Origin of the sequence: Saccharopolyspora sp. NPDC050389 (assembly GCF_040655595.1) — a bacterium.
In the GTDB taxonomy this organism is placed as follows: domain Bacteria; phylum Actinomycetota; class Actinomycetes; order Mycobacteriales; family Pseudonocardiaceae; genus Saccharopolyspora.
Genome location: NZ_JBFAKG010000025.1, coordinates 89617 through 114032, shown reverse-complemented (window position 1 = coordinate 114032; position 24416 = coordinate 89617). Strand labels below are relative to the sequence as shown.

20 protein-coding genes are annotated in these 24416 nt (G+C 70.8%); 13 read left to right on the top strand and 7 right to left on the bottom strand.

The annotated features are described in order from the left end of the window. Positions 1 to 60: 60 nt before the first annotated feature. Entirely contained in the window at positions 61 to 1407 is a 1347-nt protein-coding gene (locus AB0I53_RS18615; protein WP_358604002.1) for an amino acid permease, read from the bottom strand. A 488-nt stretch (positions 1408 to 1895) separates the two neighbouring features. Here AB0I53_RS18615 and AB0I53_RS18610 point away from each other — a divergent pair, with 488 nt between their 5' ends. The 3 genes from AB0I53_RS18610 to AB0I53_RS18600 all read left to right on the top strand — a co-directional run bounded on the left by AB0I53_RS18610 (position 1896) and on the right by AB0I53_RS18600 (position 5068). Next, a complete protein-coding gene (locus AB0I53_RS18610) occupies positions 1896 to 2672 on the top strand; it encodes a gamma-glutamylcyclotransferase (protein WP_358603993.1) in 777 nt (258 codons plus the stop codon). Between the two features lie 395 nt (positions 2673 to 3067). Then, complete coding sequence (ahcY, locus tag AB0I53_RS18605) at positions 3068 to 4528, top strand: adenosylhomocysteinase (RefSeq protein WP_358603990.1); 1461 nt, start codon at positions 3068 to 3070, stop codon at positions 4526 to 4528. A gap of 165 nt (positions 4529 to 4693) precedes the next feature. Next, complete coding sequence (locus tag AB0I53_RS18600; RefSeq protein WP_358603987.1) at positions 4694 to 5068, top strand: MmcQ/YjbR family DNA-binding protein; 375 nt, start codon at positions 4694 to 4696, stop codon at positions 5066 to 5068. Here the strand turns inward: AB0I53_RS18600 and AB0I53_RS18595 are convergent. Beyond that, complete coding sequence (locus AB0I53_RS18595; protein ID WP_358603984.1) at positions 5052 to 5657, bottom strand: TIGR03086 family metal-binding protein; 606 nt, start codon at positions 5655 to 5657, stop codon at positions 5052 to 5054. The two genes, AB0I53_RS18600 and AB0I53_RS18595, sit on opposite strands and share 17 nt — an antisense overlap. Positions 5658 to 5811: 154 nt before the next feature. On the opposite strand from AB0I53_RS18595, the gene AB0I53_RS18590 reads away from it, so the two are divergent. Beyond that, positions 5812 to 7302, top strand: coding sequence for a CehA/McbA family metallohydrolase (locus tag AB0I53_RS18590; RefSeq protein WP_358603981.1), 1491 nt, complete (start codon positions 5812 to 5814; stop codon positions 7300 to 7302). Positions 7303 to 7360: 58 nt separating this feature from the next. Here the strand turns inward: AB0I53_RS18590 and AB0I53_RS18585 are convergent, their stop codons facing one another. The 5 genes from AB0I53_RS18585 to AB0I53_RS18565 form a co-directional block, all read right to left on the bottom strand. Then, on the bottom strand, positions 7361 to 8764 hold the full coding sequence (locus tag AB0I53_RS18585; protein WP_358603978.1) for a GntP family transporter: 1404 nt from the start codon (positions 8762 to 8764) through the stop codon (positions 7361 to 7363). Then, entirely contained in the window at positions 8761 to 9663 is a 903-nt protein-coding gene (locus tag AB0I53_RS18580; protein WP_358603975.1) for an NAD(P)-dependent oxidoreductase, read from the bottom strand. Before AB0I53_RS18580 ends, AB0I53_RS18585 begins: the two co-directional genes overlap by 4 nt. After that, complete coding sequence (locus tag AB0I53_RS18575; protein WP_358603972.1) at positions 9656 to 10513, bottom strand: class II fructose-bisphosphate aldolase; 858 nt, start codon at positions 10511 to 10513, stop codon at positions 9656 to 9658. Before AB0I53_RS18575 ends, AB0I53_RS18580 begins: the two co-directional genes overlap by 8 nt. Continuing rightward, entirely contained in the window at positions 10513 to 11952 is a 1440-nt protein-coding gene (locus AB0I53_RS18570; protein WP_358603969.1) for a four-carbon acid sugar kinase family protein, read from the bottom strand. The genes AB0I53_RS18575 and AB0I53_RS18570 overlap by 1 nt, the downstream gene beginning before the upstream one ends. Positions 11953 to 12022: 70 nt before the next feature. After that, positions 12023 to 12721 (bottom strand): FadR/GntR family transcriptional regulator, encoded by a 699-nt coding sequence (locus AB0I53_RS18565; protein WP_358603966.1) that lies wholly within the window; start codon positions 12719 to 12721, stop codon positions 12023 to 12025. A 318-nt stretch (positions 12722 to 13039) separates the two neighbouring features. Between AB0I53_RS18565 and AB0I53_RS18560 the strand changes: the two genes are divergently transcribed. The 9 genes from AB0I53_RS18560 (at position 13040) to AB0I53_RS18520 (ending at position 24352) form a co-directional block, all read left to right on the top strand. Beyond that, positions 13040 to 14473, top strand: coding sequence for an MFS transporter (locus tag AB0I53_RS18560; RefSeq protein ID WP_358603963.1), 1434 nt, complete (start codon positions 13040 to 13042; stop codon positions 14471 to 14473). A gap of 20 nt (positions 14474 to 14493) precedes the next feature. Beyond that, positions 14494 to 15993 (top strand): FGGY family carbohydrate kinase, encoded by a 1500-nt coding sequence (locus AB0I53_RS18555; RefSeq protein ID WP_358603960.1) that lies wholly within the window; start codon positions 14494 to 14496, stop codon positions 15991 to 15993. A 25-nt stretch (positions 15994 to 16018) separates the two neighbouring features. Then, positions 16019 to 17683 (top strand): glycerol-3-phosphate dehydrogenase/oxidase, encoded by a 1665-nt coding sequence (locus AB0I53_RS18550; protein WP_358603958.1) that lies wholly within the window; start codon positions 16019 to 16021, stop codon positions 17681 to 17683. Further along, complete coding sequence (locus AB0I53_RS18545) at positions 17680 to 19233, top strand: FAD-binding oxidoreductase (RefSeq protein WP_358603955.1); 1554 nt, start codon at positions 17680 to 17682, stop codon at positions 19231 to 19233. Before AB0I53_RS18550 ends, AB0I53_RS18545 begins: the two co-directional genes overlap by 4 nt. A gap of 27 nt (positions 19234 to 19260) precedes the next feature. Further along, on the top strand, positions 19261 to 19884 hold the full coding sequence (locus tag AB0I53_RS18540) for a glycerol-3-phosphate responsive antiterminator (protein WP_358603952.1): 624 nt from the start codon (positions 19261 to 19263) through the stop codon (positions 19882 to 19884). Positions 19885 to 19967: 83 nt separating this feature from the next. Then, positions 19968 to 20267, top strand: a complete 300-nt coding sequence (locus AB0I53_RS18535) for an antibiotic biosynthesis monooxygenase family protein (protein ID WP_358603949.1) — start codon at positions 19968 to 19970, stop codon at positions 20265 to 20267. After that, entirely contained in the window at positions 20267 to 21388 is a 1122-nt protein-coding gene (locus AB0I53_RS18530; RefSeq protein WP_358603946.1) for a zinc-dependent alcohol dehydrogenase family protein, read from the top strand. Before AB0I53_RS18535 ends, AB0I53_RS18530 begins: the two co-directional genes overlap by 1 nt. 141 nt (positions 21389 to 21529) lie before the next feature. Next, complete coding sequence (locus AB0I53_RS18525) at positions 21530 to 23863, top strand: molybdopterin cofactor-binding domain-containing protein (RefSeq protein ID WP_358603943.1); 2334 nt, start codon at positions 21530 to 21532, stop codon at positions 23861 to 23863. Between the two features lie 9 nt (positions 23864 to 23872). Next, on the top strand, positions 23873 to 24352 hold the full coding sequence (locus AB0I53_RS18520; protein ID WP_358603940.1) for a (2Fe-2S)-binding protein: 480 nt from the start codon (positions 23873 to 23875) through the stop codon (positions 24350 to 24352). The last annotated feature ends 64 nt before the right edge of the window (positions 24353 to 24416 follow it).

The window sequence follows — 24416 nt, the reverse complement described above, 5'->3', positions numbered from 1 at the left end:
CACACTGCGAGGGCCTGAGCCCGGTGCAATACCGGGCCCAGGCCCTCGCTGCCTAGACTCTCAATTACCGAGTCCAACTTCCGGGGCCCACTTCACGGGCTGCGGGGCGCCCTTCCGGCGGCGGATCTCGTAGCCGACGAGCACGACCGCGAGCGTGACGAGGCTGAGCCAGAACTGCGACCGGGTGTCGGGCAGCACCGCCATCGCCACGATCACCACGACCATCAGCGCGATGGTCAGGTAGCTCAGCCACGGGAACAGCCACATCCGCAGCGCGAGCTGCGACTCGCCGTCCGGGCCGAGGCGCTTGCGCAGGCGCACCTGGGAGACCGCGATGATCAGGTAGACGAAGAGCGCCACCGCGCCGTAGGAATTGACCAGGAACGCGAAGATCAGGTCGGGCGAGACGTACGCGGCGATCACCGACAGGTAGCCGAAGACGGTGCCGGCGAGCAGCGCCCGGCGCGGCACTCCGCTGCGGCTGAGCTTGGTCAGGCCGCGCGGGGCATCGCCTCGTCGAGTCAGTGCGAACAGCATCCGCGACGACGTGTAGAGCGCGGAGTTCAGGCAGGACAGCACCGCGGTGAGCACGATGATGTTCATGATCGTGCCGGCGCCCGGGATCCGCAGCGCCTGCAGCACCGCGGCGTACGGGCTCACCTCGATGGCGGGGGAGTTCCAGGGCACCACGGCCACGACGACGAGCACCGACAGCACGTAGAACGCCACCACGCGCAGGATGATCGACTTCATCGCGTTCGCCACGGCGCGGCGCGGTTCGGCGGACTCCGCCGCCGCGATGGTGACGATCTCGGCCCCGGTGTAGAAGCCGACGCAGGGCACCACGGCCACGAGCACGGCGGCGACGCCGTGCGGGGCGAACCCGCCGTGCGCGGTGAGATTGCCCAGCCCGCCGGGCGAATCCGGCCACCAGCCGAGGATGGCGACCGCGCCCAGGAACAGGAAGACGACGATGGCGGCGACCTTGATGGAGGAGAACCAGTACTCGAACTCGCCGTAGGAGCGCGCCGAAACCAGGTTGGTCAGGGCGAGCGTGGTGAGCAGGACGAGGCTCACCGCCCACAGCGGCACTTCCGGCAGCCACAGCTGGACGAGCTTGCCGCCGGCCACCGCCTCGATGGCGACGACGATGACGAAGAAGTACCAGTACAACCAGCCGACCGCGAACCCGGCGCGCTCGCCCAGCGCCTCCCTGGCGTAGGCGTAGAACGACCCGAGCGCGGGCCGCGCGACGGTCATCTCGGCCAGCATCCGCATGATCAGGATCGTCAGCACGCCCGCGATCAGGAAGGAGACCACCGCGGCGGGCCCGGTGGATCCGATCACCACGCCGCTGCCGACGAACAGGCCGGCGCCGATCACGCCGCCCAGCGCGATGAGGCTCATGTGTCGCCGCTTGAGGCCCTGGGCCAGGCCGCCGGTGGTTTCGGTGGTCGTTTCGGCGTCGTCGCGCGTCGCGTCTGTGGCTGGCATCGGTGTTGTTCCAGTTCGCTGAGCGCGCAGGCGGCAGCGGCCTGCGCGGCGCCGGTGGGGGAGGCGAGCGCGGTCAGCCGCGACAGGCGGCGCTGCAGATCCGGCACGTGTCGACGTGCCGTCGCGCAACCAAGAGCACCGAACCGGAATCCATGGCTGGGCATGCTACGCAGCCGCGGCCCCGAAGTGGAGCGATCTCACATGCCGAAAACCACGAGGCCGCAATGCTTTGTCCGATGTGGACGGTTTTGTCCGCGTCCGCCGATGAATTCGCTGGTGTGCACGGAGTGTGTTCGAATGAGGGAGAAGGGTGGAAAACGACGTAAATCACGGCGCTTTGGGCGTAACTTGCGATCGCGGTCATAGCACCACGGCGTCTTGGGCGCGATGCTGTAGCGGCTATGTGCTTCCCCGAGCAGCAAGCCCAGCCCCCGGCACCAACGCACTTCGCCGACGTCGAATACCCCGAGGCCCCGTATCCCGGTGCGCGCCCGGACTTCTCGTTCGTCCAGCGCGACGGCATCGGCCATCCGCTCGCCCCGGACGGCACCGCGCCGTCCGGCTGGCGGGTGCGCACCGGTGCGGCGGCGGAGCCATGCCTCGACCGCTGGCTGGCGGAACGCGATGCGGCTCCGCTCCGCGACCGGCGGCCGGTGCTGGCCTACGGCTCGAACGCTTGTCCCTCGAAGATCACTTGGCTGCGGAAGACCCTGGGACTGGCCGGGCCGGCCGTCGTGTTGCGCGCCCGCTGCGCCGGCCTTGCAGCGGTCTGGGCGACCGGGCTGCGTGCCAGAGGAGACGGCCAGCGCCCGGCGGTGCTGGCCGCCGCGCCGGGAATCGTCGAGCACCACGCGGTGTGGCTCGCAACACCCGAGCAGCGCCAAGTCCTCGACGAGTGCGAAGGGCGCGGTGCCCGCTACCGCCTGGTCTGCCTGCACGGTCCAGAGCGGATCGGCTTGGAGGACGGCAGTGAACTTCGGCACGTCCTGGCCTACGTGGGCGCGTCGCGCGAGCGCGCACCGCTGCTGCTCGAAGGTCGCCCGGTGCGTTGCGCCGAAGTGGACCAACGCGCCGCGCTGGGACTTTCCGGTGCTCCGGCAGCGAGCGACGGGTTGACGTGTGCGGAGATCATCGGCGAACCGTCTGCCGCCCCCGCCGCCCGCTGCGCGGATCGGTGAGTCGTGCGAGGTGGGGCGTGTTTGACAAACCATTGGGTCGGTTTCAGAATGTGGTCACGCCGGGTTTGACCGACACGATGCGCCACAGCGGCGCGAGCGCTGGCTGAGAGGCGCTGCAACGGACCTTCGTCCGCCACGCTCAGCCAAGCCGCTTGAAGACCACGGTAAGGGCGCCTCCTACGGGAGGTGCTTTTTTTGTGCGCGGCTTGAGATTGCGGCCTGGAGCCGATCTTTCGCGGTCGACGGCGGCCTGACGCCGCGACCGCGCCGAATCCAACTGGCGGGACATGGCGGTTCCGCGTCCGCGCCCGAGCGCGACAGCAGATCGGGCGATCTCGGCGTTCCACTTTGGATATTCGTGTCCGAATCAGTAGTTCTGCAAGCGGAAGGTAGCAATGAGCGTCAAGTTGCAGAAGGTCAACGGCCTTGAGTTCGCTGTCCGGGATCTGGCGTTGGCCGGGGCCGGGCGGCACCAGATTCGGTTGGCCGAGCACGAGATGCCGGGCCTGATGTCGACTCGTGAGGAGTACGCGGCCTCTCAGCCGTTGAAGGGTGCGCGGGTCGCGGGTTCCTTGCACATGACGGTGCAGACCGCGGTCCTGATCGAGACCTTGGTGGCGTTGGGTGCTGAGGTTCGTTGGGTGTCGTGCAACATCTTCTCCACTCAGGATGAGGCTGCGGCGGCGATCGTGGTGGGCCGCAACGGGACTCCGGAGAAGCCTGAGGGTGTGCCGGTGTTCGCGTGGAAGGGCGAGACGCTGGAGGAGTACTGGTGGTGCACCGACCAGCTGTTCCAGTTCGGTGACGGCCAGGGCCCGAACATGATCCTCGACGACGGTGGCGACGCCACGTTGTTGGTGCACAAGGGTGTGGAGTTCGAGGCGGCGGGTGTGGTGCCGCAGCCGAGCGCGGATGACCCAGAGGAGTACCGGGTCATCCTGGAGACCCTGCGGAAGTCGCTGGCGGCTGACCAGGGTCGGTTCACCCGGATCGCCGCGGGCATCAAGGGTGTCACCGAGGAGACCACCACCGGTGTGCACCGGTTGTACGAGCTGGCGAAGGCCGGCGAGCTGTTGTTCCCGGCGATCAACGTGAATGACTCGGTGACGAAGTCGAAGTTCGACAACAAGTACGGCTGCCGCCACTCGTTGATCGATGGCATCAACCGGGCCACGGACGTGCTCATCGGCGGCAAGGTCGCCGTGGTGTGCGGTTACGGCGACGTGGGCAAGGGGTGCGCGGAGTCGCTGCGGGGCCAGGGTGCGCGGGTGATCGTCACCGAGATCGACCCGATCTGCGCGTTGCAGGCGGCGATGGACGGCTACCAGGTCACCACCCTGGAAGACGTCGTGGGGATCGCGGACATCTTCGTGACCACGACGGGGAACTTCAACATCATCACCGCGGAGCACATGGCGGCGATGAAGCACCAGGCGATCGTGGGCAACATCGGTCACTTCGACAACGAGATCGACATGGCCGGTCTGGAGAAGACGTCGGGTGTGGTGAAGCAGGAGATCAAGCCGCAGGTGCACGAGTACGTGTTCCCGGACGGGCACTCGATCATCGTGCTCTCGGAGGGGCGTCTGCTGAACCTGGGCAACGCGACGGGGCATCCGAGCTTCGTCATGTCGAACTCGTTCGCGAACCAGACGATCGCGCAGATCGAGCTGTTCACCAAGCCCGGTGAGTACGACAAGCAGGTGTACGTGCTGCCCAAGCACTTGGACGAGAAGGTCGCGCGGCTGCACCTCGACGCCCTGGGCGTCAAGCTGACCGAGCTGACCAAGGAGCAGGCCGCTTACATCGGTGTCGACGTCAACGGCCCTTACAAGCCCGACCACTACCGCTACTGATCGAAGCTGAATGACTGGAACCCGCCGCGATGCTCGCGGCGGGTTCCAGTCGTATTGCGCGCTCACAAAAGATTACGATCACTATTTCTTCAGTGTTGACTGAAATTAACTGTCCGAACGCGGATCGACACCCGGCAGGGAGGCAGCGGTCGTTACGCTGCTCGCATGACGCCGCAGGAGCTCAAGAACGCATGCCTCGCGCTCACCGGTGCGCGCGAAGAGTTTCCCTTCGACGACACGAACAGCGTTTTCAAGGTCACTGGCAAGATCTTCGCCATCAGCAGGCTCGGCGGTGAGCCGCTGCGGGTCAGCCTCAAGTGCGAACCGGAGCTGGCGGTTCAGCTGCGCGCGACGTACCCGGCCATCACGCCCGGCTATCACCTCAACAAGCGGCACTGGAACACGGTCTTCCTGGACGGTTCCGTGCCCGATCCGCTCCTGCTGGACATGATCGAGGACTCCTACGACCTCGTTGTCGCCGGTTTGCCCAAGCGGGAACGGGAAAAGCTGCACTGGAACGCGCTCAGCCGCGAGGAGTGAGGCCGCCGCCCGGTCCCGCGACCGGATTGCGCCCGAGGTAGGCGACGAGGCGTTCGCCCGGCGCGGCCTGCCGGGACCACGCGACGGGCGGCCGGAACAGGAACGGGCGGGTGGCCTCGGTGACGACCATCGGTGCCAGCCGGACCAGCGCCGTCGCGAGGCCGTCCGGGATGGGGGAGTCCCGCCCGCACGCCCGGGTGATGTCCCAGCCGTGCACGGCGATCTCCAGCGCACCGGTCGCGGCGGCGATCCGGCCGTCCAGGGGCAATCCGCCGATGTGGACGTCGTCCGGGTGCGCGAGGCAGGTTTCCAGCAGCACCCTGGCGCGGTTGCGCAAGGTTGCGACCGGGTCGGCGGAATCCTCGCCGTCATCCGGAACGCGGGATGCGAGCGTGTCGGCGACAACGGCCAGCGAATCGTTGACGTGGGCGACGAGCGTCCGGAGGTCCCAGCAGGCGCACGGAGTCGCGTTGGCCAGCGTCGCGGTGGTGATGTCGGCCGCGGCGCCGAGGACGTAGCAGGTGGCGCGCTCCAACAGCGTTGCGGCATCGCTGAAGAGCTCCGGCTCGATCGCGGTTCGCTCGTCCACCGGATGGTCCTCCTCGCTGTTCGCCTGCGGTGCTTCCCGGTTAGACGCGGGGGTCGGCGAAAACTCATCGCGCGCTCGGGCGGTGAATTTCGCCGCCCGCCGCGCTGGGTTCATCCGCCGTGTCCGCTGAGGTCAAGTCGCGGCGGTTGGATCCATGGCACTTCGAACATGGGAGGCATGGGTGGATCTGCTGAGCAGGCGCGGTTTCCTGGCCGCGGGAGGAGTCATCGCGGCGGCGAACCTGCTGCCGGGCGTGGCCTTCGCCGGGCAGGCCGCGGGCGCGGAGACCCGCACCGTCACCGGCACCTTCGGGCCGAGCATCGAAGACTGGTTCTACCTACCGGTCGAGGTGCCGCGCGGGGTGGCCGAGATCGAGGTGGCCTACTCCTACGACAAGCCCGCGGTCCCGCCCGGGACCCGCGGAAATGCCTGCGACATCGGCATCTTCGGCCCGGAGGGGCACGAGCTGGGCAACGCGCGCGGCTTCCGCGGCTGGTCGGGCGGGTTCCGCGACCGCTTCACCATCAGCGCCGCCGGCGCCACCCCGGGCTACCTGCCGGGCCCGGTCGCACCGGGCACCTGGCACGTCGTCCTCGGCCCCTACACCGTGGCGCCGCAGGGGATGAACTACCGCGTCGACATCACGCTGAGGTTCGGCCCGGCCGGTGCGCCGGCCCGCCCCAACCCCGCTCCCGAGACCGCGCCGGCCCGGGAGCGGGGCCGCGCATGGTACCGCGGGGACTGCCACCTGCACACCGTGCACTCCGACGGCCGCCGGACCCCCGCGGAGCTGGTTGCGGCCGCCCGCGCCGCCGGCCTGGACTTCATCACCTCCACCGAGCACAACACCTCGTCGGCGTCGTTGCAGTGGGGCGAGCACGCGACCGACGACCTGCTGATCCTCAACGGTGAAGAGGTCACGACGCGTTCCGGGCACTGGCCGGCGATCGGATTGCCGCCCGGGACCTGGATCGACTGGCGCTACCGCGCCGACGACCCGCGCAGCTTCCGGCGCTTCGTCGACCAGGTGCACGAGACGGGCGGTCTGGTCACCGCCGCGCACCCGTTCGCCAGTTGCTTCGGCTGCACCTACGAGTTCGCCTACGAGCTGGCGGATCTCGTCGAGGTGTGGAACCAGGGCTGGACCGACGAGGAGGAAGCGGCGGTCAACCACTGGGATGGGCTGCTGCGCACCGGCCACTGGATTCCGCTGGTCGGCAACTCCGACGCGCACAACCCGGAACACGTCGTCGGAAGCCCGCAAACCGTGGTGCTCGCGGACGGCCTGCGGCGGGAGGATTTGCTCGCCGGGCTGCGTGCGGGGCGCTCATGGCTTGCCGAATCATCTGCCGTGCAGCTGGATTTCACGGCGACCGACGGTCGGCGCACCGCCGGCATCGGGGAGGGGCTCGCCGCTGACAGGGGTACACCCGTGACGTTCGAGCTGGCCGTCAGCGGCGTGCCCGGCACGATCGTGCGGCTGCTGGACCAGGTGGGGCCGGAGCACACCGCGGAAGTCCCCGCCACTGGCTCGCTCACCACGCGGTGGACGACCTACCCGCGCTACACGCGCTGGGCGCGCGCGGAGGTTCGCCGGGCCGGTCGGATGGTGGCGATGACGAATCCGATCTTCCTGACCAGGTAGCGCCGTCCGGGCCGTGAGCGTTTTGGGGCGTCATAGCACCCCAAAACGCTCACGGACCTCAGACGAACGGCCAGACCGCTGCGGTCAGCGCGAATCCCGTCAGGCCCATGACTGTCGTCAGAACAGTCCAGGTGCGCAGCGCGCTGCCGACCTCCAGGCCGACGAGCTTCGCGAACATCCAGTACCCGGCGTCGTTGACGTGCGAGAGGCCGAGCGCGCCGGCGCCCATGGCCAGCGAGACCAGCGCCAGCCGTCCCGCCGACAGGTCGAGCCCCTGCATCAGCGGCGTGATCAGCCCGGCCGTCGTCACCAGCGCGACGGTCGCCGAACCCTGCGCTCCGCGCAGCAGGAGGGTCATGGCGAAGGCCAGGACCAGCAGCGGCAGCCCGGTGGACTGCAGCAGATCGGCTACCGCGTCGCCGATGCCGGTCGTCACCAGCACCTTGCCGAACACCCCGCCGGCGCCGGCGACGAGGATGACCATCGCGACCGGCGGCAGCGCCGAACCCATCACCTCAGCCACGTGGGCGTGTGACCAGCCGCGCCGGATGCCCAGCAGCCAGGCGGAGAGCACGAGCGCGATGAGCAGCGCGACCATCGGCGCGCCGACCACGGTCAGCGTCTCCCGCAGCACGGAGCCCGCGGGCAGCGTGAGCTGGCCGACGGTGCCCGCCAGGATCAGCAGGATCGGGGTCAGGATGAGCGCCACGATCATGCGGAACGACGGTGCTCGCTCGGTCTTCGCCTCGGCCTGTACCGTGGCGACCGAGCCCGAGCCCCCGCCGGAGCCGTGCGGCGGGAGGTCGGGGGAGCCGTAGACCTCGGCGCGCACGTCCGGCGACATCGGATATTCCTTGCGCGTCAAGCGATTCGACACGAGGTAGCCGATGCCGACGACGACCGCCGTGATCGGCAGCCCGAGCAGCAGGATCCAGCCCAGGTCCGAGCCGATCTGCTTCGCCGCGGCCACCGCGCCGGGATGCGGGGGCAGGAACGCGTGCACGGTGAGCATCGCCGCGCCCATCGGCAGCGCGTAGACCAGCAGCGGTTTCCTCGCGCTGCGCGTCACGCCGTAGGCCAGCGGCATCAGGATGATCAGGCCGACCTCGAAGAACACCGGGATGCCCAGGATGAACCCGGCCACGGCGAGCGCCAGGGGCGTGCGGCGTTCGCCGAAGCGCTCGATCAGCGTGTGCGCCAACGCGTTCGCGCCGCCGGAGAGCTCGATGATGCGGCCGACCATCGCGCCGAGCGCGATGATGATCGCGACGTGGCCGAGGGTGGAGCCCATGCCCTTCTCGATGGTGTCGACGAGCTCCGCTGGCGGCACGCCGCCGGCGAGCGCGACGCCGGTGCTGACCACCAGCAGTGCGACGAAGGGCTGGACCTTCGCCTTCAGCACCAGGAAGAGCAGCAGCGCCATCCCCACCGCGCCGATGCCCAGCAGAACGGCAGGACTCATCGTTGCGCCTCCTCCGGCGAGAGCAACGTGACGACGCTGGAGTCGTCCGAGCTGCCCAGCCCGGCGCGCTCGCCCAGCAGGTAGAGCTGCTGGGCGGCCGAGGCCAGCGGCGTCGGGACGTGCGCCTGCTTCGCGATGCCTGCGACGATCCCCATGTCCTTGACGAAGATGTCCAGCCTGGACCGGACTTCCGCGCCGTCGCCGTAGGCCTCGATCATGCGGGGCCCGCGGTCGGCGAGCATGAACGATCCGGCGGCGCCCTTGCTCAGCGAGTCGATGACGGTGGCCGGATCCAGGCCGAGCGCCCGGGCCATCGCCACGGCTTCGGCGGCGGCGGCGATGTGCACCCCGGCGAGCAGTTGGTTGATCGCCTTGAGCGCCTGCGCGTCGCCGGGCTCCCGGCCGATCTCGGTGAGGGTGGAGGCGAGGCGGTTGAGCACCGGCCGGGCCGCGTCGAGGCTGTTCTCGTCGCCGCTGACGACGATCAGCAGGTCGCCGGTGCCCGCGCGGGTGGGGCCTCCGCTGACCGGGGCGTCGACCAGGCCGGCGCCGGAATCGGCGAGCCGGGCGGCGGTTTCGCGTGCCGCGTCGGGCCCGACGGTGCTGGTGAGCACCACGACGGCACCGGTGTTCAGGGCTTCGGCCGCGCCGTTCTCACCGAACAGCGCGGCTTCGACCTGCTGCTGGTCGCGGACCGCGAGCAGCACGACGTCGGCGTTCGCGGCGGCTTGCGCGGGAGTGGTGGCTTCCGCCGCGCCCGCGGCGGTGAGCTGGGCGCGGCGCCCGGCGTCGATGTCGAACACGGTCACCGGGAACGCCGGCGCGAGGTGGGTGGCCATCGGCAGGCCCATGGCTCCGAGACCGATCACGGCGACGCGGGTGGCGGAGGTTTCAGGCATTCGTCTTTCTCCGTTCTGCGGTGAGCAGGTTGATCGTGCGGACGGCGGCGTCGGCGACGGCGCTGCGCGCCGCGCTCCAGGTGCTGACGACGTCGGCGCCGGCGAGGGCGGTGGGCAGTTGGTCGGCGACGGATTGCAGGTAGGCGCGGCGGAGTTCGGCGTTGACGTTGACCTTGGCGACGCCTCGGTCGAGCGCGCCGAGGAGCTGTTCGGCGGGCAGGCCGCTGGCGCCGTGCAGGACCAGCGGAACCGGGGTGACTTCGTGGATGGCGGCCAGCCGGTCGAGGTCGAGCGCTACGGGGCGGTCGGTGAAGCCGTGCACGTTGCCGACCGCGACGGCGAGGGCGTCCACACCGGTGGCGGCAACGAATTCGGCGGCCTGCCGCGGATCTGTCATCGCGCCGGCCTCGGCATCGGTGGAGACGTCCTCGTTCCCGGCGATCGCGCCGAGTTCGGCCTCCACCCACACCCCGGCGTCGTGCGCGCGTCGCACGGCCGTCCGGGTCAGCGCGATGTTGTCCGAAAAGGACAGATGGGAGCCGTCGATCATCACCGACGTGTAGCCGGCTTCGATGCAGGTGGTGATCTCGTCGAGATCGCGGCTGTGGTCCAGGTGCACGCCGATCTCGGCCGTCGATGCCGCGGCGGCCGATACGGCGAGCTGTGCCAGCAGGTCGCGCCCGGCGTGCCGGAACGCGCTCGCGCCGGCCTGCAGCAGGACGGGACGATCGGTCCGCTCGGCCGCGGAGACGAGAGCTTGGACGGTTTCCAGGTTGTAGGCGACGAATCCGGGCAGCGCCCGCCTTGTGCGCGCGGCTTCGGCCAGCGCGCCGGTTCCGCGGAGCAGCATCAACGGCCCCGCAGCGCGGAGACGACGTCGGCCAGTGCGCGCTGGTCGCCGACGTTGCCGGGGAACACGACGTACCGGATGCCCGCGAACTCGCCGGACACCGGTTCCCACAGCGAGACGATGCCCGGCAGCATCGTGCCCCGCACCATCGCGCGGCGGATGTCGAGGCTGTCGGTGGCGATGTCGCTGGAGGTGATGCCGCCCTTGGCCACGACGAACGCCGGGCGGTGCGCGCGGACGGCCGCGCGCACGGTGTCGACCAGGCCGGCGGAGACGGCGCGGGCGATGGCCAGGCTGGCGTCCGGGTCGGCGCCGGTGACCAGCGTGCGGCTGGTGCGGATCACCACGTCGGCGTCGGACATCGCCTGCGCGGCGGCTCGCGCGACCGCCTCGACATGGGCGTCGCGGGTGGCCGGATCCAGCAGCGCCGACACGTCGAGCTCCAGCTCGGTGATTCCGCCGAGCTCGCGCAGCCCGTCGAGCTGGCTGGTGGTCAGGCCGACGTGCGAGCCGACGGCGATCAGGCCGTGCCCGTCGCCGGTGCCCATGCCGCGCAGCACCTCGACGTCCAGCGGCGGCGCGCCCGCCTGCCCGGCGCGGGAGCGGACGAAGGCCGGGCCGACCCGGTAGAGCAGCCGCTTGCCCCGGGACTCGGCGCGCAGCAGCGCGAGCGACAGCACGCGGATGTCGTCGTCGCAGGCCGCGTCCACGACGACCGGCTGCTGGTCGTGCACGGTGTCGAGGAGCTCGGCGACGCGGTCCGGGCCGCCCTCCCGGAGGTCGGCCGCGGTGACGGCCAGGACGCGATCCGCCGGCACCCGGCCGCCGGTCTTCTCGGCCACCCATTCCCGCAGGTCCGAGCTGCGGTAGCCGAAGGTGGCGTCCTTGGCGAACTCCGTGTGTCCGGCCGGGAGCATGCCGTCCGCGGTGCGCGTCCAGTGCACCGAGTCGATCGTGAACCGGCCCGCGTCGGGGAAGGCGGGGACGATGACGACGCCGTCGATCGGTTTGCCGCGCTGCGCCAGCTCTTCGGCCAGCAGATCCGTTTCGCGCGGGTAGTGGCCGCGCAGCGTCGAGTCGCTGCGGCTGGCCATCACGAAGTCGACGCCTTCGGCGTCCGCGGCGCGGGCGAGCGCGTCGATCACCTCGCGGTTGCGGGCGTCGGCGTCGGCGGCCGACAGGCTGCGGGTGTTGGTGAGCACGAAGAAGGTGCTGCTGGGCTGGGTCAGCGCCCAGCGCAGGTCGTCGACGCTCCACGTGGTCAGCACCGGGACGTCGGCGACGGTCTGGGTGCCGGTGGGGTCGTCGTCGAGCACGACCAGGCGCGGCCCGCCGGCCAAGCGCTCGGCGATCTCGGCCGGGGCGACCGGCCGGACGGCGGGCAGTCCGGCGAGGAGTTCTTCCACGGAGATCGGGCGGTCCTGGTGCAGATCGGGCATGGCGCTGCTTCCTGTCGGCGTGCGGAGGTGCCCACGCGCCGCGCGGCGGTGGGAGATCGGGGGAGCCGGGTCAGCTGTCGGTGAGCACGTGGGTGCGGAGGTCTTCGGCGGTTTGGACCATGTGGTCCTCCATCGCCTGGCGCGCCATCGCCGGGTCGGCTGCTTCGAGCGCGCGCAGGATCTTGGTGTGGTGCGCGAGGGCGTTGGCGCGGATCTCGGGCACTGCGGAGGTTTCGCTGCGGCCTTCGACCAGCAACCGGCCGAACGGCTCGAACATCAGCGGGATGAACGCGTTCCCGCTGGCGCGCATGATCGCGTCGTGGAAGGCGATGTCGGCCTCGACGAACAGCTCGACGTCGTCGGTGTCGACGGCATCGCGCATGTCCTGCAGCAGGCTCCGCAGCTGCACCAGGTCGTCGTCGGTGCGCTTGCTCGCGGCGAGCTCGACGGCGCCGACCTCGATCAGCCGCCGGGCCTCGATGAGGCTCTCCGAGATCGCCGCGCTCGACCGGGGAGTGGCTGCGGCGGAACGGATCAGCGGGTCCAGCGCCGTCCACTGCGCGGGCGGGTTGACGTAGGTGCCGCGGCCGCGCTGGATGCGCACGATGTTCTGCACGCGCAGCGCCTTGATCGCTTCCCGGACGGTGAGGCGGCTGACCGCGTACTGCTCGGCGAGCTCGCCCTCCGGCGGCAGGGCGCTGCCGGGCGCGTGCGTGCCGTCGATGATCGCGCTGAGCAGCCGCTCGGCGAGTTGGTCGGACAGCGACATTGCTGCGGTTCCTCCTCTAGATCAGACGTCAGATGTCTGATGGCACGAGACCATAGGCCCCGATCCGAACCGCGTCAATAAGGCCCGTCCGCTGGATCGATGCAGGCAGTGCGGCACATGCTCGCGCCCGTCCACATTGGGCGGTCCGCCGACCGAATTCCCAGGAGTGCTCCCGTTTCGCTTGACGCCCGCGTTGCGGCGCGATTAATGTCTCCGCCACGACAGGCATAGACGAAGAGCCACTGTCAGCGGTCTTCGTCGTGCCTTTTTTCTTTTGCCGGATCGCTGCCAGTGCCTTCCCTCGAAAGGCGGCGATCTGTGGCCTCACCTTCGAACGCGGCGACGGGGACGGTCTCCGGTGTCTCCGACGTGGTGGCGTTGATCAACAAGCTGGAACGGCTGCCGAGGAAGGCCAGCCTGATCTGGTACCTCATCCTCGGCGGGCTGTTCCTCGACGCCTACTCCAACGCCGCGCTGAGCGCCGGGCTTTCGCCCATGGTGAAGGAACTGGCGCTGACTCCCGCGCAGGTCGGGCTGCTCACCGCGACCGCGCCCGCCGTTGCGATCTTGTTCAACCCGGCCAGCGGCTGGCTCGCCGCCCGGATCGGCCGGGTCAAGCCCCTGCTGCTGGCCAAGCTCATCGGCGTCGCGGGCGCGCTGCTCACCGCGTACGCGGGCAGCTTCGAGACCGTGTGGGCCGGTCGCGCCCTGGTCGGCGTCGCCTACGGCATCGACTTCGCGGTGGCGATGGCCATGCTCGCCGAGTACACGCCAGCCAGCCTCAAGGGCCGGCTGAACCTGTGGCAGTGCGTCTGGTACATCGCCACCACCTCCAACCTCGCGCTGACGCTGATCTGCTACAAGCTCGGCATCGGCGCGGAGATCTGGCGCTGGTCGGTCGGCTCGGCCGCGATCATCGCCGGCCTGCTGTTCGTGCTGCAGCTGCTCTTCCTGGTGGAGAGCCCGTCGTGGCTGGCCTCCCGAGGGCGGCTGGCGGACGCCGCGCGCAGCCTCCGCCGGATCTACGGGTTCGACGTCGTTCCAGGCGAACAAGCCGACACGTCAGCGGCGGCGCAGCAGTCGATCGGCTTCCGGCAGTCGGGCGTGCTGTTCCGCAAGCCCTACCTGCCGCGGACGCTGCTGTCGACGCTCATCTCGCTGACCCAGTCGATGCAGTACTTCGCGATCGGCTGGTACCTGCCGGTGATCAGCCTCGCGATCTTCGGCGAGCAGTTCGAGAAGGCCACCGTCGGATCGATGGTCTTCAACGCGGCGGGCATCATCGGCGGCGCCGTCTCCGCCTACGCCGGTCGCCGGATGGGCCTGCGGATGAGCTCCGCGGTCGGCTACGCGATGGCGTTCGTGCTGCTGCTGACGCTGGGCCTCGGGTTCGGCAGCCTGCCGACCGTGCTGGCCTTCGCCGTGCCGTTCCTGTTCATCTTCTTCCACTCCGCGGGCCCCGGCGCCAACGGCAAGTCGATCGCGGCGCTGTCCTACCGCAGCGACATCCGCACCCTCGGCACCGGCATCACAGGCATGCTCGGCAGCTTCGGCAGCGTCGTCGGCCTCTACGTGTTCCCGCAGATCAAGGAGGCGGTGGGCCTCGGCCCGACGATCGCGGCGCTGGCGGTCGTCCCGCTGCTCGGGCTCATCACCTGCGTTGTCATCAAGTGGGATCCGACGCGCAGCGGCATCGACCCCGACGACGAGGTCATCGACCTCAAGCCGGCACCGGCGCTGGCCACCCGCTGACGGCGCAGAAAGGCACCAGCATGAGCAGTTCGCAACGAGGCGTGCTGTCGATCGACGAAGGCTCGACCGGCACGCGCGCGGCCGTGGTGACGGCGGACGGATCGAGCGGGCCGTCGTTCTACCAGCCGATCGCCGTGGTCCACCCCGACCCGCTGCGGGTCGAGCAGGACGCCGACGAACTATGGCGGCACACCCTGCAGGTGGCGCGGCAGGCCGTGGCGTGGGCCGTGGACACCGGCGTCGAGATCGTCGGCGTGGCGCTGTGCACGCAACGCGCGACCGCGGTCCTGTGGGATCGGGTCACCGGAAAGCCGCTGGCCCCCGCCGTGGTCTGGCAGGACCGCCGGTACGCGGCGGAACTCGAATCGCTGGCGGAGAAGTGGGACCCGGTCCTGCTGCCGCGGACCGGACGGCCGGTCGGCAGCCGGTCGCCGTTCCTGTGGGCCGCCCGGCAGATCGCGGAGAACCCGCAGGTGCGGGCCGCCGCGGACGCCGGACGGCTGCTGTTCGGGTCGATCGACACCTGGCTGAGCTGGAACCTCAACGGCGGCACCGCGCACGCCGTCTCCGCCAGCAACGCGGCGGCGCTCGGCGGCTACCTGCTGCGCGAACACGCGTGGGACCCGGACTGGCTCGACGCGGTCGGCTACCCGCAGGAGATGGCGCCGCCGCTGTCCGACGACGACGGCGACTTCGGCCAGACCGATCCCGAGGTGCTCGGCATCCGGGTGCCCATCGCCGCGGCGATGGGGGACCAGCACGCGTCGCTGATCGCCCTGGGCGCGCTGGAACCGGGCCAAGGCATGTGCATGCACGGCACCGGCACGTTCGTCGGCGCCCTCACCGGTGACGAGCCGGCGGACGCCGCGAACGCCGTCGACGGCGTGCTCGCGCTGGTCGGCTGGCGCTCGGGCGGCCGCAGCCGCTTCAGCCTGGAGGCGTACACGTCGACGACGGGCTCGGCGCTGCGCTGGCTGGTCGAGGACCTGCAGCTGTTCGAATCCGCCGAGCAGATCAGCGAACTCGCCGCCACGCACCCGCGCGACCGGGACACGTGGTTCGTGCCCACGCTCGCCGGGCTGCGGACGCCGATGGCGGTGCCCGGCGCCAGGGCGTGCCTGAGCGGCCTGAGCCTGGCCACCACCCGCGCGGCCATCGCTCGCGCCGTCCTGGAAGGCATCGCGCACTCCGTGTGCGACACCGCCGACGGACTTCGGTCCACGATGGACGGACCGCTCACCCGGCTGCGGGTCGGCGGCGGGCTGGCAGCCAGCGACGCGCTGATGCAGAGCCAGGCCGACCTCTCCGGCATCCCCATCGAGCGGGTGGCGGACTCCGCCACCGCGAGCCTGCGCGGCGTCGCCTACCTCGCCGGCGTCCGGCTCGGCCTGTGGGGATCGCTCGACGAGGTCGTCGGCGCACGCCCCGTCGGCCGCACCTTCGAACCCGCGACCACCGACCACGACCGCCAGGAGCTGCGCGCCGAATGGCAGCGCGCGCTCCGCAAGTCACTGCCCTGAACGAAGAAGGAACATCATGATGAAAATGCCGTCCCGACGGCCAAACTCGGCCGCGGCGAAGGCCACCCCCGGCGCTCCGGTGACCCTGGACCGCCGGCGGGCGTTGCGGCGACTCGCCGACGCGGAATTCGACGTGCTGGTGATCGGCGGCGGGATCACCGGCGCCTACACCGCGCTCGACGCGGTCTCCCGCGGATTCTCCGTGGCGCTGGTGGAACGCGACGACTTCGCCTCCGGCACGTCGTCGAAGTCGTCGAAGATGGTCCACGGCGGGCTGCGCTACATCGAGCAGGGCAACGTGAACCTGGTCCGGCACTCGCTGCTGGAGCGGCACCGGTTCCGCCGCAACGCACCGCACCTGGTGCAGCGCCTGCCGTTCCTGTTCCCGATCCTGGAGCAGGAAGGCGTTTTCGACCCCCGCATCGCGAAGGCCTTCGAGGGTCTGCTGTGGACCTACGACCTGGTCGGCGGCTGGCGGATCGGGCGCCTGCACCAGCGGCTCACCCCCAACGAGGTGCTCTCCCACGCGCCGACGCTGCGCGCGGACCACCTCAAGGGCGGCCTCATGTACTACGACAGCCGCACCGACGACGCCCGGCTCACCCTCACCGTCGTGCGCACCGCCGCCCACCTCGGCGCGGTCGTCGCCAACGGCGCGAAGGTCGAGCGGCTGCGCAAGACCGGCGGCCGGGTGACCGGGGCCGTGGTCCACGCCGACGGCGAGGACATCGACGTGCGCGCCCGAGTCGTGGTGAACGCGACCGGCGTGTGGACCGACGACCTCGACGCGATGGCCGACGACGCGCACCGCTCGCAGGTCCGCCCGGCCAAGGGCGTGCACATCGTGGTGCCCTGGTCGAAGATCCGCAACGACTGCACGGTCACGGTGCCGATCCCGGGCCGCGCCCGCCGCGCGACCTGCACCCGCTGGGGCGATGTCGTCGTCCTCGGCACCACCGACACCGACTACGACGGCTCCGTCGACGACGTGCACTGCACGCCCGAGGAGATGGAGTTCCTCCTCGACGGCGCGAACGTCGCCTTCAACAGCGGCATCACCGCCGACGACGTGCTCGGCAGCTTCGGCGGGCTGCGCCCGCTGGTCGGCGGCAAGGAGGGCGCCACCCTCGACATGCGGCGCGACCACCACATCAGCGTGGGCGGCGGCGGCATGGTCACGGTTACCGGCGGCAAGCTCACCACCAGCCGCCACATGGGCGAGCTCGTCGTGGACAAGGTCGCCGGGCTGCTCGGGCGGAAGACCCGCAGCCGCACCACGAAGCTCCCGCTGCTCGGCGGCGCCGGCTACGACCCCGAAGCGGTCGCCGCCTCCGGCGGCACGGCCGCCCACCTCGGCGGGCGCTACGGCACCGAGTCGCGCTTCGTGAGCGCGCTGATCGCCGAGGACCCCGCGCTCGCCGAGCCGCTGCTGGACGGCCAGCCGCACCTGAAGGCCGAGGTCGTCTACGCGGCGCGGTGCGAGATGGCGCGCTCAGTCGACGACGTGCTCTCCCGCCGCACCCGCCTGCGGCTGTTCGCCCGCGACGCTTCCGCGGCCGCCGCGCCGGCCGTCGGCGAACTCCTCGGCGCCGAGCTCGGGCTGAGCGCCGACACCATCGCCGAACAAGTAAGCAGCTACCGGGCGGACGTCGCCCGCGAGAAGTCGATCCTGTTGGGAGACAAGGCATGATCAGCCGCCAGACCATCACCCACCCGTTCAACCGCGGCAACTACGTCGTCGGTGCCCCGACCCCGCCGCGGTACGGCGCGCGCACCCCGGTCGGCCAGGGCGCGGCGTCGCTGCAGACCACCGCGGTCGAGGTTCCGGGCGCGGTCGTGGAATCGCTGCGCGGCATCGCCGACGCCGTCCACACCGACCACGACGAGGTCGTGCTGCGTACCCGCGACTGGTGGGCGGGTTCGATGATCGGCGAGACCGCCGACAGCCCGGCCACCCCGGACGCGGTGATCGTCGAGGTCAGCACCGTCGAGCAGATCCAGGCCGTGACCCGGCTGTGCAACGAGCACACCCTGCCGCTGACCGTTTCCGCCGGCCGCAGCAACGTCACCGGCGCGGCCCTGCCGGTCTTCGGCGGCGTCGTGCTCGACGTCTGCAACCTCACCGGCATCGTCTCCTTCGACGAGGACTCGCAGGTCGTCGAGGTCCGGGCCGGCATGTTCGGCGACGTCTTCGAGAAGGAGTTGCAGGAGATCCACGGCGCCACCACCGGGCACTGGCCGTCGGCGTTCGCGATCTCCACCGTCGGCGGCTGGGTCGCCTGCCGCGGCGCCGGCCAGCTGTCCACCCGCTACGGCAAGATCGAGGACATGGTCGTCGGGCTCGACGTGGTCCTCGCCGACGGCACGCTGGCGACCTTCGGCGACTACCCGCGCGCCGCGACCGGCCCCGACCTGCGGCAGCTGTTCGTCGGCTCGGAAGGCACCCTGGGCATCATCACCTCGGTCCGGCTGCGCACCCACCCGCTGCCCGAGTACGCCAAGGCCATCGCCTACGGCTTCGAAACCTTCGCCGAGGGCCTGGAGGCCTGCTGCCTGATCATGCAGCGCGGCGCGACCCCGGCCGCGATGCGCCTCTACGACAAGCTGGAGAGCGGCACCCACTTCGGGCACCCCGACACGAACCTGCTGCTGATCGCCGACGAAGGCGACCCGGTGATCGTGGACGCGAGCATCGCGGTCAGCGCCGAGGTGAGCGCGGAGCACGGGATCGAGCTCGACGGCCAGGCGTTGTTCGACCGGTGGCTGGACGAGCGGATGCTGGTCGGCAAGTCCGCGGACGGCTTCACACCCGGCCCCGGATTCGTCGCCGACACCCTCGAAATGGCCGGGCCGTGGGCGAAGCTGCCCGCCATCTACGACGAGGTGGTGGCCGCGATCTGCGCGGTGCCCGGCACGCTGGCGTCCTCGGCGCACCAGTCGCACGCCTACACCGACGGCGCCTGCCTGTACTTCTCGCTGCGCGGCGACGTCGCGCCGGAGCAGCGGCGGGAGTGGTACCGCGCGGCGTGGGACGCGGCCAACGCGGTGCTGATCCGGCACGGCGCGGCGCTGAGCCACCACCACGGGTCCGGGCTGCTGCGCGGCCCGTACCTTTCCGACGCGCTCGGCACCGGGTTCGCGACGTTCGTGGCGGTCAAGAACGCGCTCGACCCGCGCGGCGTGCTCAACCCGGGCAAGCTGGGCCTGCCCACGTCGTTCGGCACCGGGCCGCTCGACTGAACCACCGGGCGGGTAAGAGTAACGGGCATGAGTGAACCTTCCACGCGTCCGCGCCGACCGCTGAACCCGCTGATCGAGGCGACTTTCGCGGACGTCCCGGTGTGCGCCTCGGTGGTCGGTGCGGCGCGGGTCAAGGACTTCGCGGCCGCACCGACCGGGGTCGGCGTCCTGGCGTCGATCCCGGTGGGCGAGCTGCCGAAGGTCGTCCGGGTGCTGGTGCACCTGAAGAAGATCGTGTTCGTCAACATCGACGCCTGCCCCGGCCTCGCCCAGGACCGCGGCGCGATCGACTTCCTGACCGAGATCGGCGCGCAGGGCGTGGTCAGCACCCGGGCCGCGCTGATCGACCGGGCCCGGGCGCTGGACATGCTGACGATGCAGAAGGTCTTCGTCACCGACCGGTCGAACCTCAACCGGAGCCTGGAAGGCGTCGGCCGGAGCAGCCCGGACCTGGTCGAGGTGATGCCCGCCCCGATCATCCCGTGGATGCCGGAGGAGGCCCGCCGCGTGCTGTCGCCGTTCGTCGCGGCGGGCTTCGTCACCGACGCGGCCGGGGTGGCGCACTCGCTGGCGATGGGCGCGGTCGCGGCGGCCACCTCGGATCCCGGGCTCTGGTCGCTGACCCGCGATCGGCTGCGGGCCGGGAAATGACCCGTGCGCACTTTCTGTCGCTATAGCAACAAAAAGTGCGCACGGGTCCAGACCAGGCAGAACGCCTACGATAACGGAGAGCCATGAGTTTCGTTGTGATCGCACGGTACGTCACCAACCCCGGTGAGCGGGCCAAGGTGCTGGACCTGCTGGCGCCGATGGCGGCGGCGTCGCTGGCCGAGCCGGGCTGCCGCCGCTACGACCTGTACGCCGGAACCGACGACGACGTCGTCGCCATCGTCGAGGAGTACGACACCGAGGCGGACTTCGCCGCGCACTGCGATTCCGAGCACTTCAAGCGGATCGTGCTCGGCCAGGTCGTGCAGCTACTGACGGAGCGCGTGGTCACCCGCTGCGTGCCGGTCGCCGGGGCAGGCGCGTGATGCGGGTCCGCGCGGCAGTCCTTCGGGAATCCGGCCGCGAAGCGCCCTACGCGGCGTCGCGGCCCATCGACGTCACGACGCTGGAGCTCGATCCGCCGGAGCCCGGCGAGCTGCTGGTGCGGGTCCGCGCCGCCGGGCTGTGCCACTCCGACCTGTCGGTGATCAACGGCTCGCGGCGCAGGCCGCTGCCGATGGCGCTCGGGCACGAGGCGGCGGGCGAGGTCGTCGAGGCCGGCGCGGGCAGCGGTTTCGAGCCCGGCGACCACGTGGTGCTCGCCTTCGTGCCGTCCTGCGGCGACTGCGAACGCTGCGTGGCCGGCCGCCCGGCCCTGTGCGGCCCGGGCGCCGCGGCGAACGGGCAGGGCACCCTGCTCGGCGGCGGCATGCGGTTCCGGGCCGATGACGGCTCGCGGCCGTACCACCACCTCGGTGTGTCGGCGTTCGCCGAGCACATCGTGGTGTCGGCCCGCTCCGCGGTGAAAGTCGACGCCGACCTCCCCTTCGAGATCGCCGCCCTGTTCGGCTGCGCCGTCCTGACCGGTGCGGGCGCGGCCCTGCACTCGGCGCAGATCCAGGCGGGGGAGAGCGTCGCGGTGTTCGGCCTCGGCGGCGTCGGCCTCGCGGCGCTGCTGATGGCGAAGGCCGCCGGAGCATCCACATTGGTCGCGGTCGACGTCGTCGAGCACAAGCGGGAGCTGGCCACCCGGCTCGGCGCGACCCACGCCGTGGCGGGCGGGCCGGAGGCCGTCGAGTGGATCCGCGAGATCACCGGCGGTGGAGCGGAGAAGGTGATCGACACGACCGGCGTCGCGCCCGTCCTGCGGCAGGCCTACGACGCGACCCGCAGCGGCGGCACCACCGTCACCGTCGGCCTCCCGGACCCCGAAGCGCAGCTCTCCCTGCCCGCGCTGAGCCTGGTCGCGGAGGAGAAGACGCTGCGGGGCAGCTACCTCGGCTCGTGCGTGCCGAGGCGGGACGTGCCGCGCTTCATCGAGCTGTACCGGTCGGGCGCGCTTCCCGTCGACGCGCTGCTGTCCCACCGGCTCGGCCTCGACGAGATCAACGAAGGCTTCGACTTCCTGGCGGACGGCACCGCCATCCGCCAAGTCATCGTCCTCTGACCGAAACACCGCCCGGGACCAGCGAGAACCGCGGGTCCCGGGCGGCGTGCGCGGTGCGGCCGGTGTTCAATTTCTGGACAGTTGCGCGGGCACGCCGATCTTAAAGTGATCGTCGCCACATTCGGTGTCGAGAGGACGACGATGACTTCGCACCGCGCACCCCGCGCCACCACGCGGCCGCCGGACGACCCCGGTCCCGGACTCACCGGGCGGCGGCGCTTCCTCGGCTACCTGCTGGCCGCTCCCACGCTGGTCGCCGCGGCCCGATTAGCGGGCCCACCGAACGCCGAGGCGGCCGTGCCCAGCCCGGGACTTACCGACGCCTACGACCTTTCCGACGCGCTGACCCACGCCGCCCTGCCCACGTCGAACCTGATCACGGTGGCGGTGAACCCGGACGGCACGGTGTCCTTCGCGCTGCACCGCGCCGAAGTCGGGCAGGGCATCACGACCGCGGTCGCGATGCTCATCGCCGAAGAGCTGTCGCTACCGCTGGAGAAGGTCCGCATCACGCTCGCCGACGCGCGCACCGAGCTGGTGTTCAACCAACTCACCGGCGGATCCAACACCATCCACGCGATCTACACCCCGGTGCGGATCGCGGCGGCGGTCGCGCGCGAGCGGATGAAGCTCACCGCCGCGCAGCAGTGGAACGTCCCGGTCGCCGAACTCGATCTCGCCGGCGGCGTCATCACGCACCGCTCCGGGAAGCGGGCGACCTACGGCTCGCTGTCGAAGACCGCGGCCAGCCCAACGACCCGGGAGTTCACCCCGCAGCTCAAGCCCGCCTCGGAGTTCACGCTCATCGGCAGGCCGCAGAACCGCATCGACGCGCTCGCCGCCGTCACCGGCCGCAAGCAGTTCGCGATGGACCTCGACGTGCCCGGCGCCAAGCCCACCATGGTCCGACGGGCGCCGACGATCAACGGCACCGCGCGCTCGATCCGCAACCTCGACCAGGTGCGGGCAATGCCGGGCATCACCGACGTCGCGATCATCTCCACCGGCGTCGCGGTGCGCGGCGAAACCTTCGGCCAGTGCATCGACGCCGTCCGCGCCCTGGACGTGACCTGGGCACCGGGCACTGTGGACGGTGAATCCGACGAGACGCTGCTGCGCAAGCTCAAGGCCGCGACGCCACCGGTCAAACCGGCGCTGCCGCTGACGACCACGGTCGACGCCGAATTCACCTTCGCCTTCGCCAGCAACACGCCGCTGGAGACCAACTGCGCGGTCGCCGACGTCCGGAAGGACCGCGCGGAGATCTGGTCCAGCCTGAAGGTCCCGATCATCGCCAAGCAGCAGATCGCCCAGCGCCTCGGGCTGCCGGAAACCGCGGTCACCGTGCACGTGGTGGAAGGCGGCGGATCCTTCGGCCGCCACCTGTTCCACGACGCGGCGATGGAGGCCGCCGAGGCGTCCCGGGCGTTCGGCAAGCCGGTCCGGCTGATGTGGCACCGCACCGACGACTTCCGGCACGGCCGGGCGCACCCGATGTGCTTCTCGCGGATCCGGGCGACCTGCGCCGCCGGCGAGGTGCTGAGCTTCGAGCAGTACCACACCAGCGTGAAAACCGATTTCGGGCACGGCTTCGGCGAGATCATCACTGGCACGGTCACGGAGCCGGAACTCGGCAACTACTCGGTCGCGCAGACCATCTTCCTGCTGTCCCAGCGCAGCCCGTACAGCTTCGGCGTCACCACGCAGCTGCTCAACGAGGTTCCGCTGGAGTTCCACACCGGCAGCATGCGCAACGTCTACTCGCCCAACGTGCGGTGCGCGCAGGAACTCGTCGTCGACCAGCTCGCCGCCAAGCTGGGCAAGGACCCGCTGGCGTTCCGCCGGGAATTCGCCAGGGAGGAGCGCTACCGAAAGCTGCTGGACATCCTCGCGGAGAACGGGCGGTGGGGCCGTTCCCTGCCGGCCGGCGTCGCGCAGGGCGTGGCGCTCGCGCACGAGTACAAGGCGGTCGCCGGCGCGCTGGTCGAGATCGACGCCCGGCCGGAAACCGCCGGCCGGGAGGTGCCGGTGCACGAAGGCGTCACCGGGCCGCGCGTCACAAGGGTGACGTTCGTGGTCGATCCGGGCTTGTGCATCAACCCGCGGGGCCTCGAAGCGCAGATGCTCGGCGGGATCAACGACGGCATCGCCACCGCCCTGACCTTCGGCCTGCACATCGAGCGCGGCCTGCCGCTGGAAGGCAGCTGGGACAACGGTTTCTACACGCGGCAGTGGAACGTCCCGCCGGAGGTCGAGATCATCATCATGCCCGATTCCAGCGACGATCCCGGCGGCGCGGGCGAACTCGCGGTCGCGCCCACGATGGCCGCGGTGGCCTGCGCGTACGCCAGGGCGACCGGCACGATGCCCACCACCTTCCCGATCAACCACCACGACCCGCTGCGCTTCGAGCCGCTGCCGCGGGAACCGTCCATCCCGCAGTCGCCCACCGACGGCCTGGACAAGGCGTACTGAGGAGCCCTCATGCCAAAGCACACCTTCAAGCTCAACGGCGAGCAGGTCACCGTGGACGTCCCCGGCGAGGTGCGGCTGCTGTGGGTGCTGCGCGACGTCCTCGGCGTGCGCGGGCCGAAGTACGGCTGCGGGATCGGCGTCTGCCAGGCCTGCACCTGCCACATCAACGGCAAGGCGTTCAACCCGTGCTCCGTCCCGGTCTCCGAGATCGGCCCCGACGACGAGATCACCACGATCGAGGGCTTGCCGGCGACGGTCGGCGAGGACCTGCACCCGATGCAGCAGGCCTGGCTGGATCGGGACGTCCCGCAGTGCGGCTACTGCCAGCCGGGCCAGATCATGGCGGCGGTCGCCACGGTGCGCAAGGTTCGCGAGGAGGGCCGCGAAATCGGCGACGAAGACCTCGACAAGATCCGCAACGTCTGCCGGTGCGGCACCTACCAACGAATCCGGGAGGCGATCAAGGCAGGCGCCGACGCCACCGAGTAGGCGAGCCGGAGGTGGGGGGGGGGGTGGGCGCCCCCCCGCCGGGGCGGAGTCGCCGACTCCACCC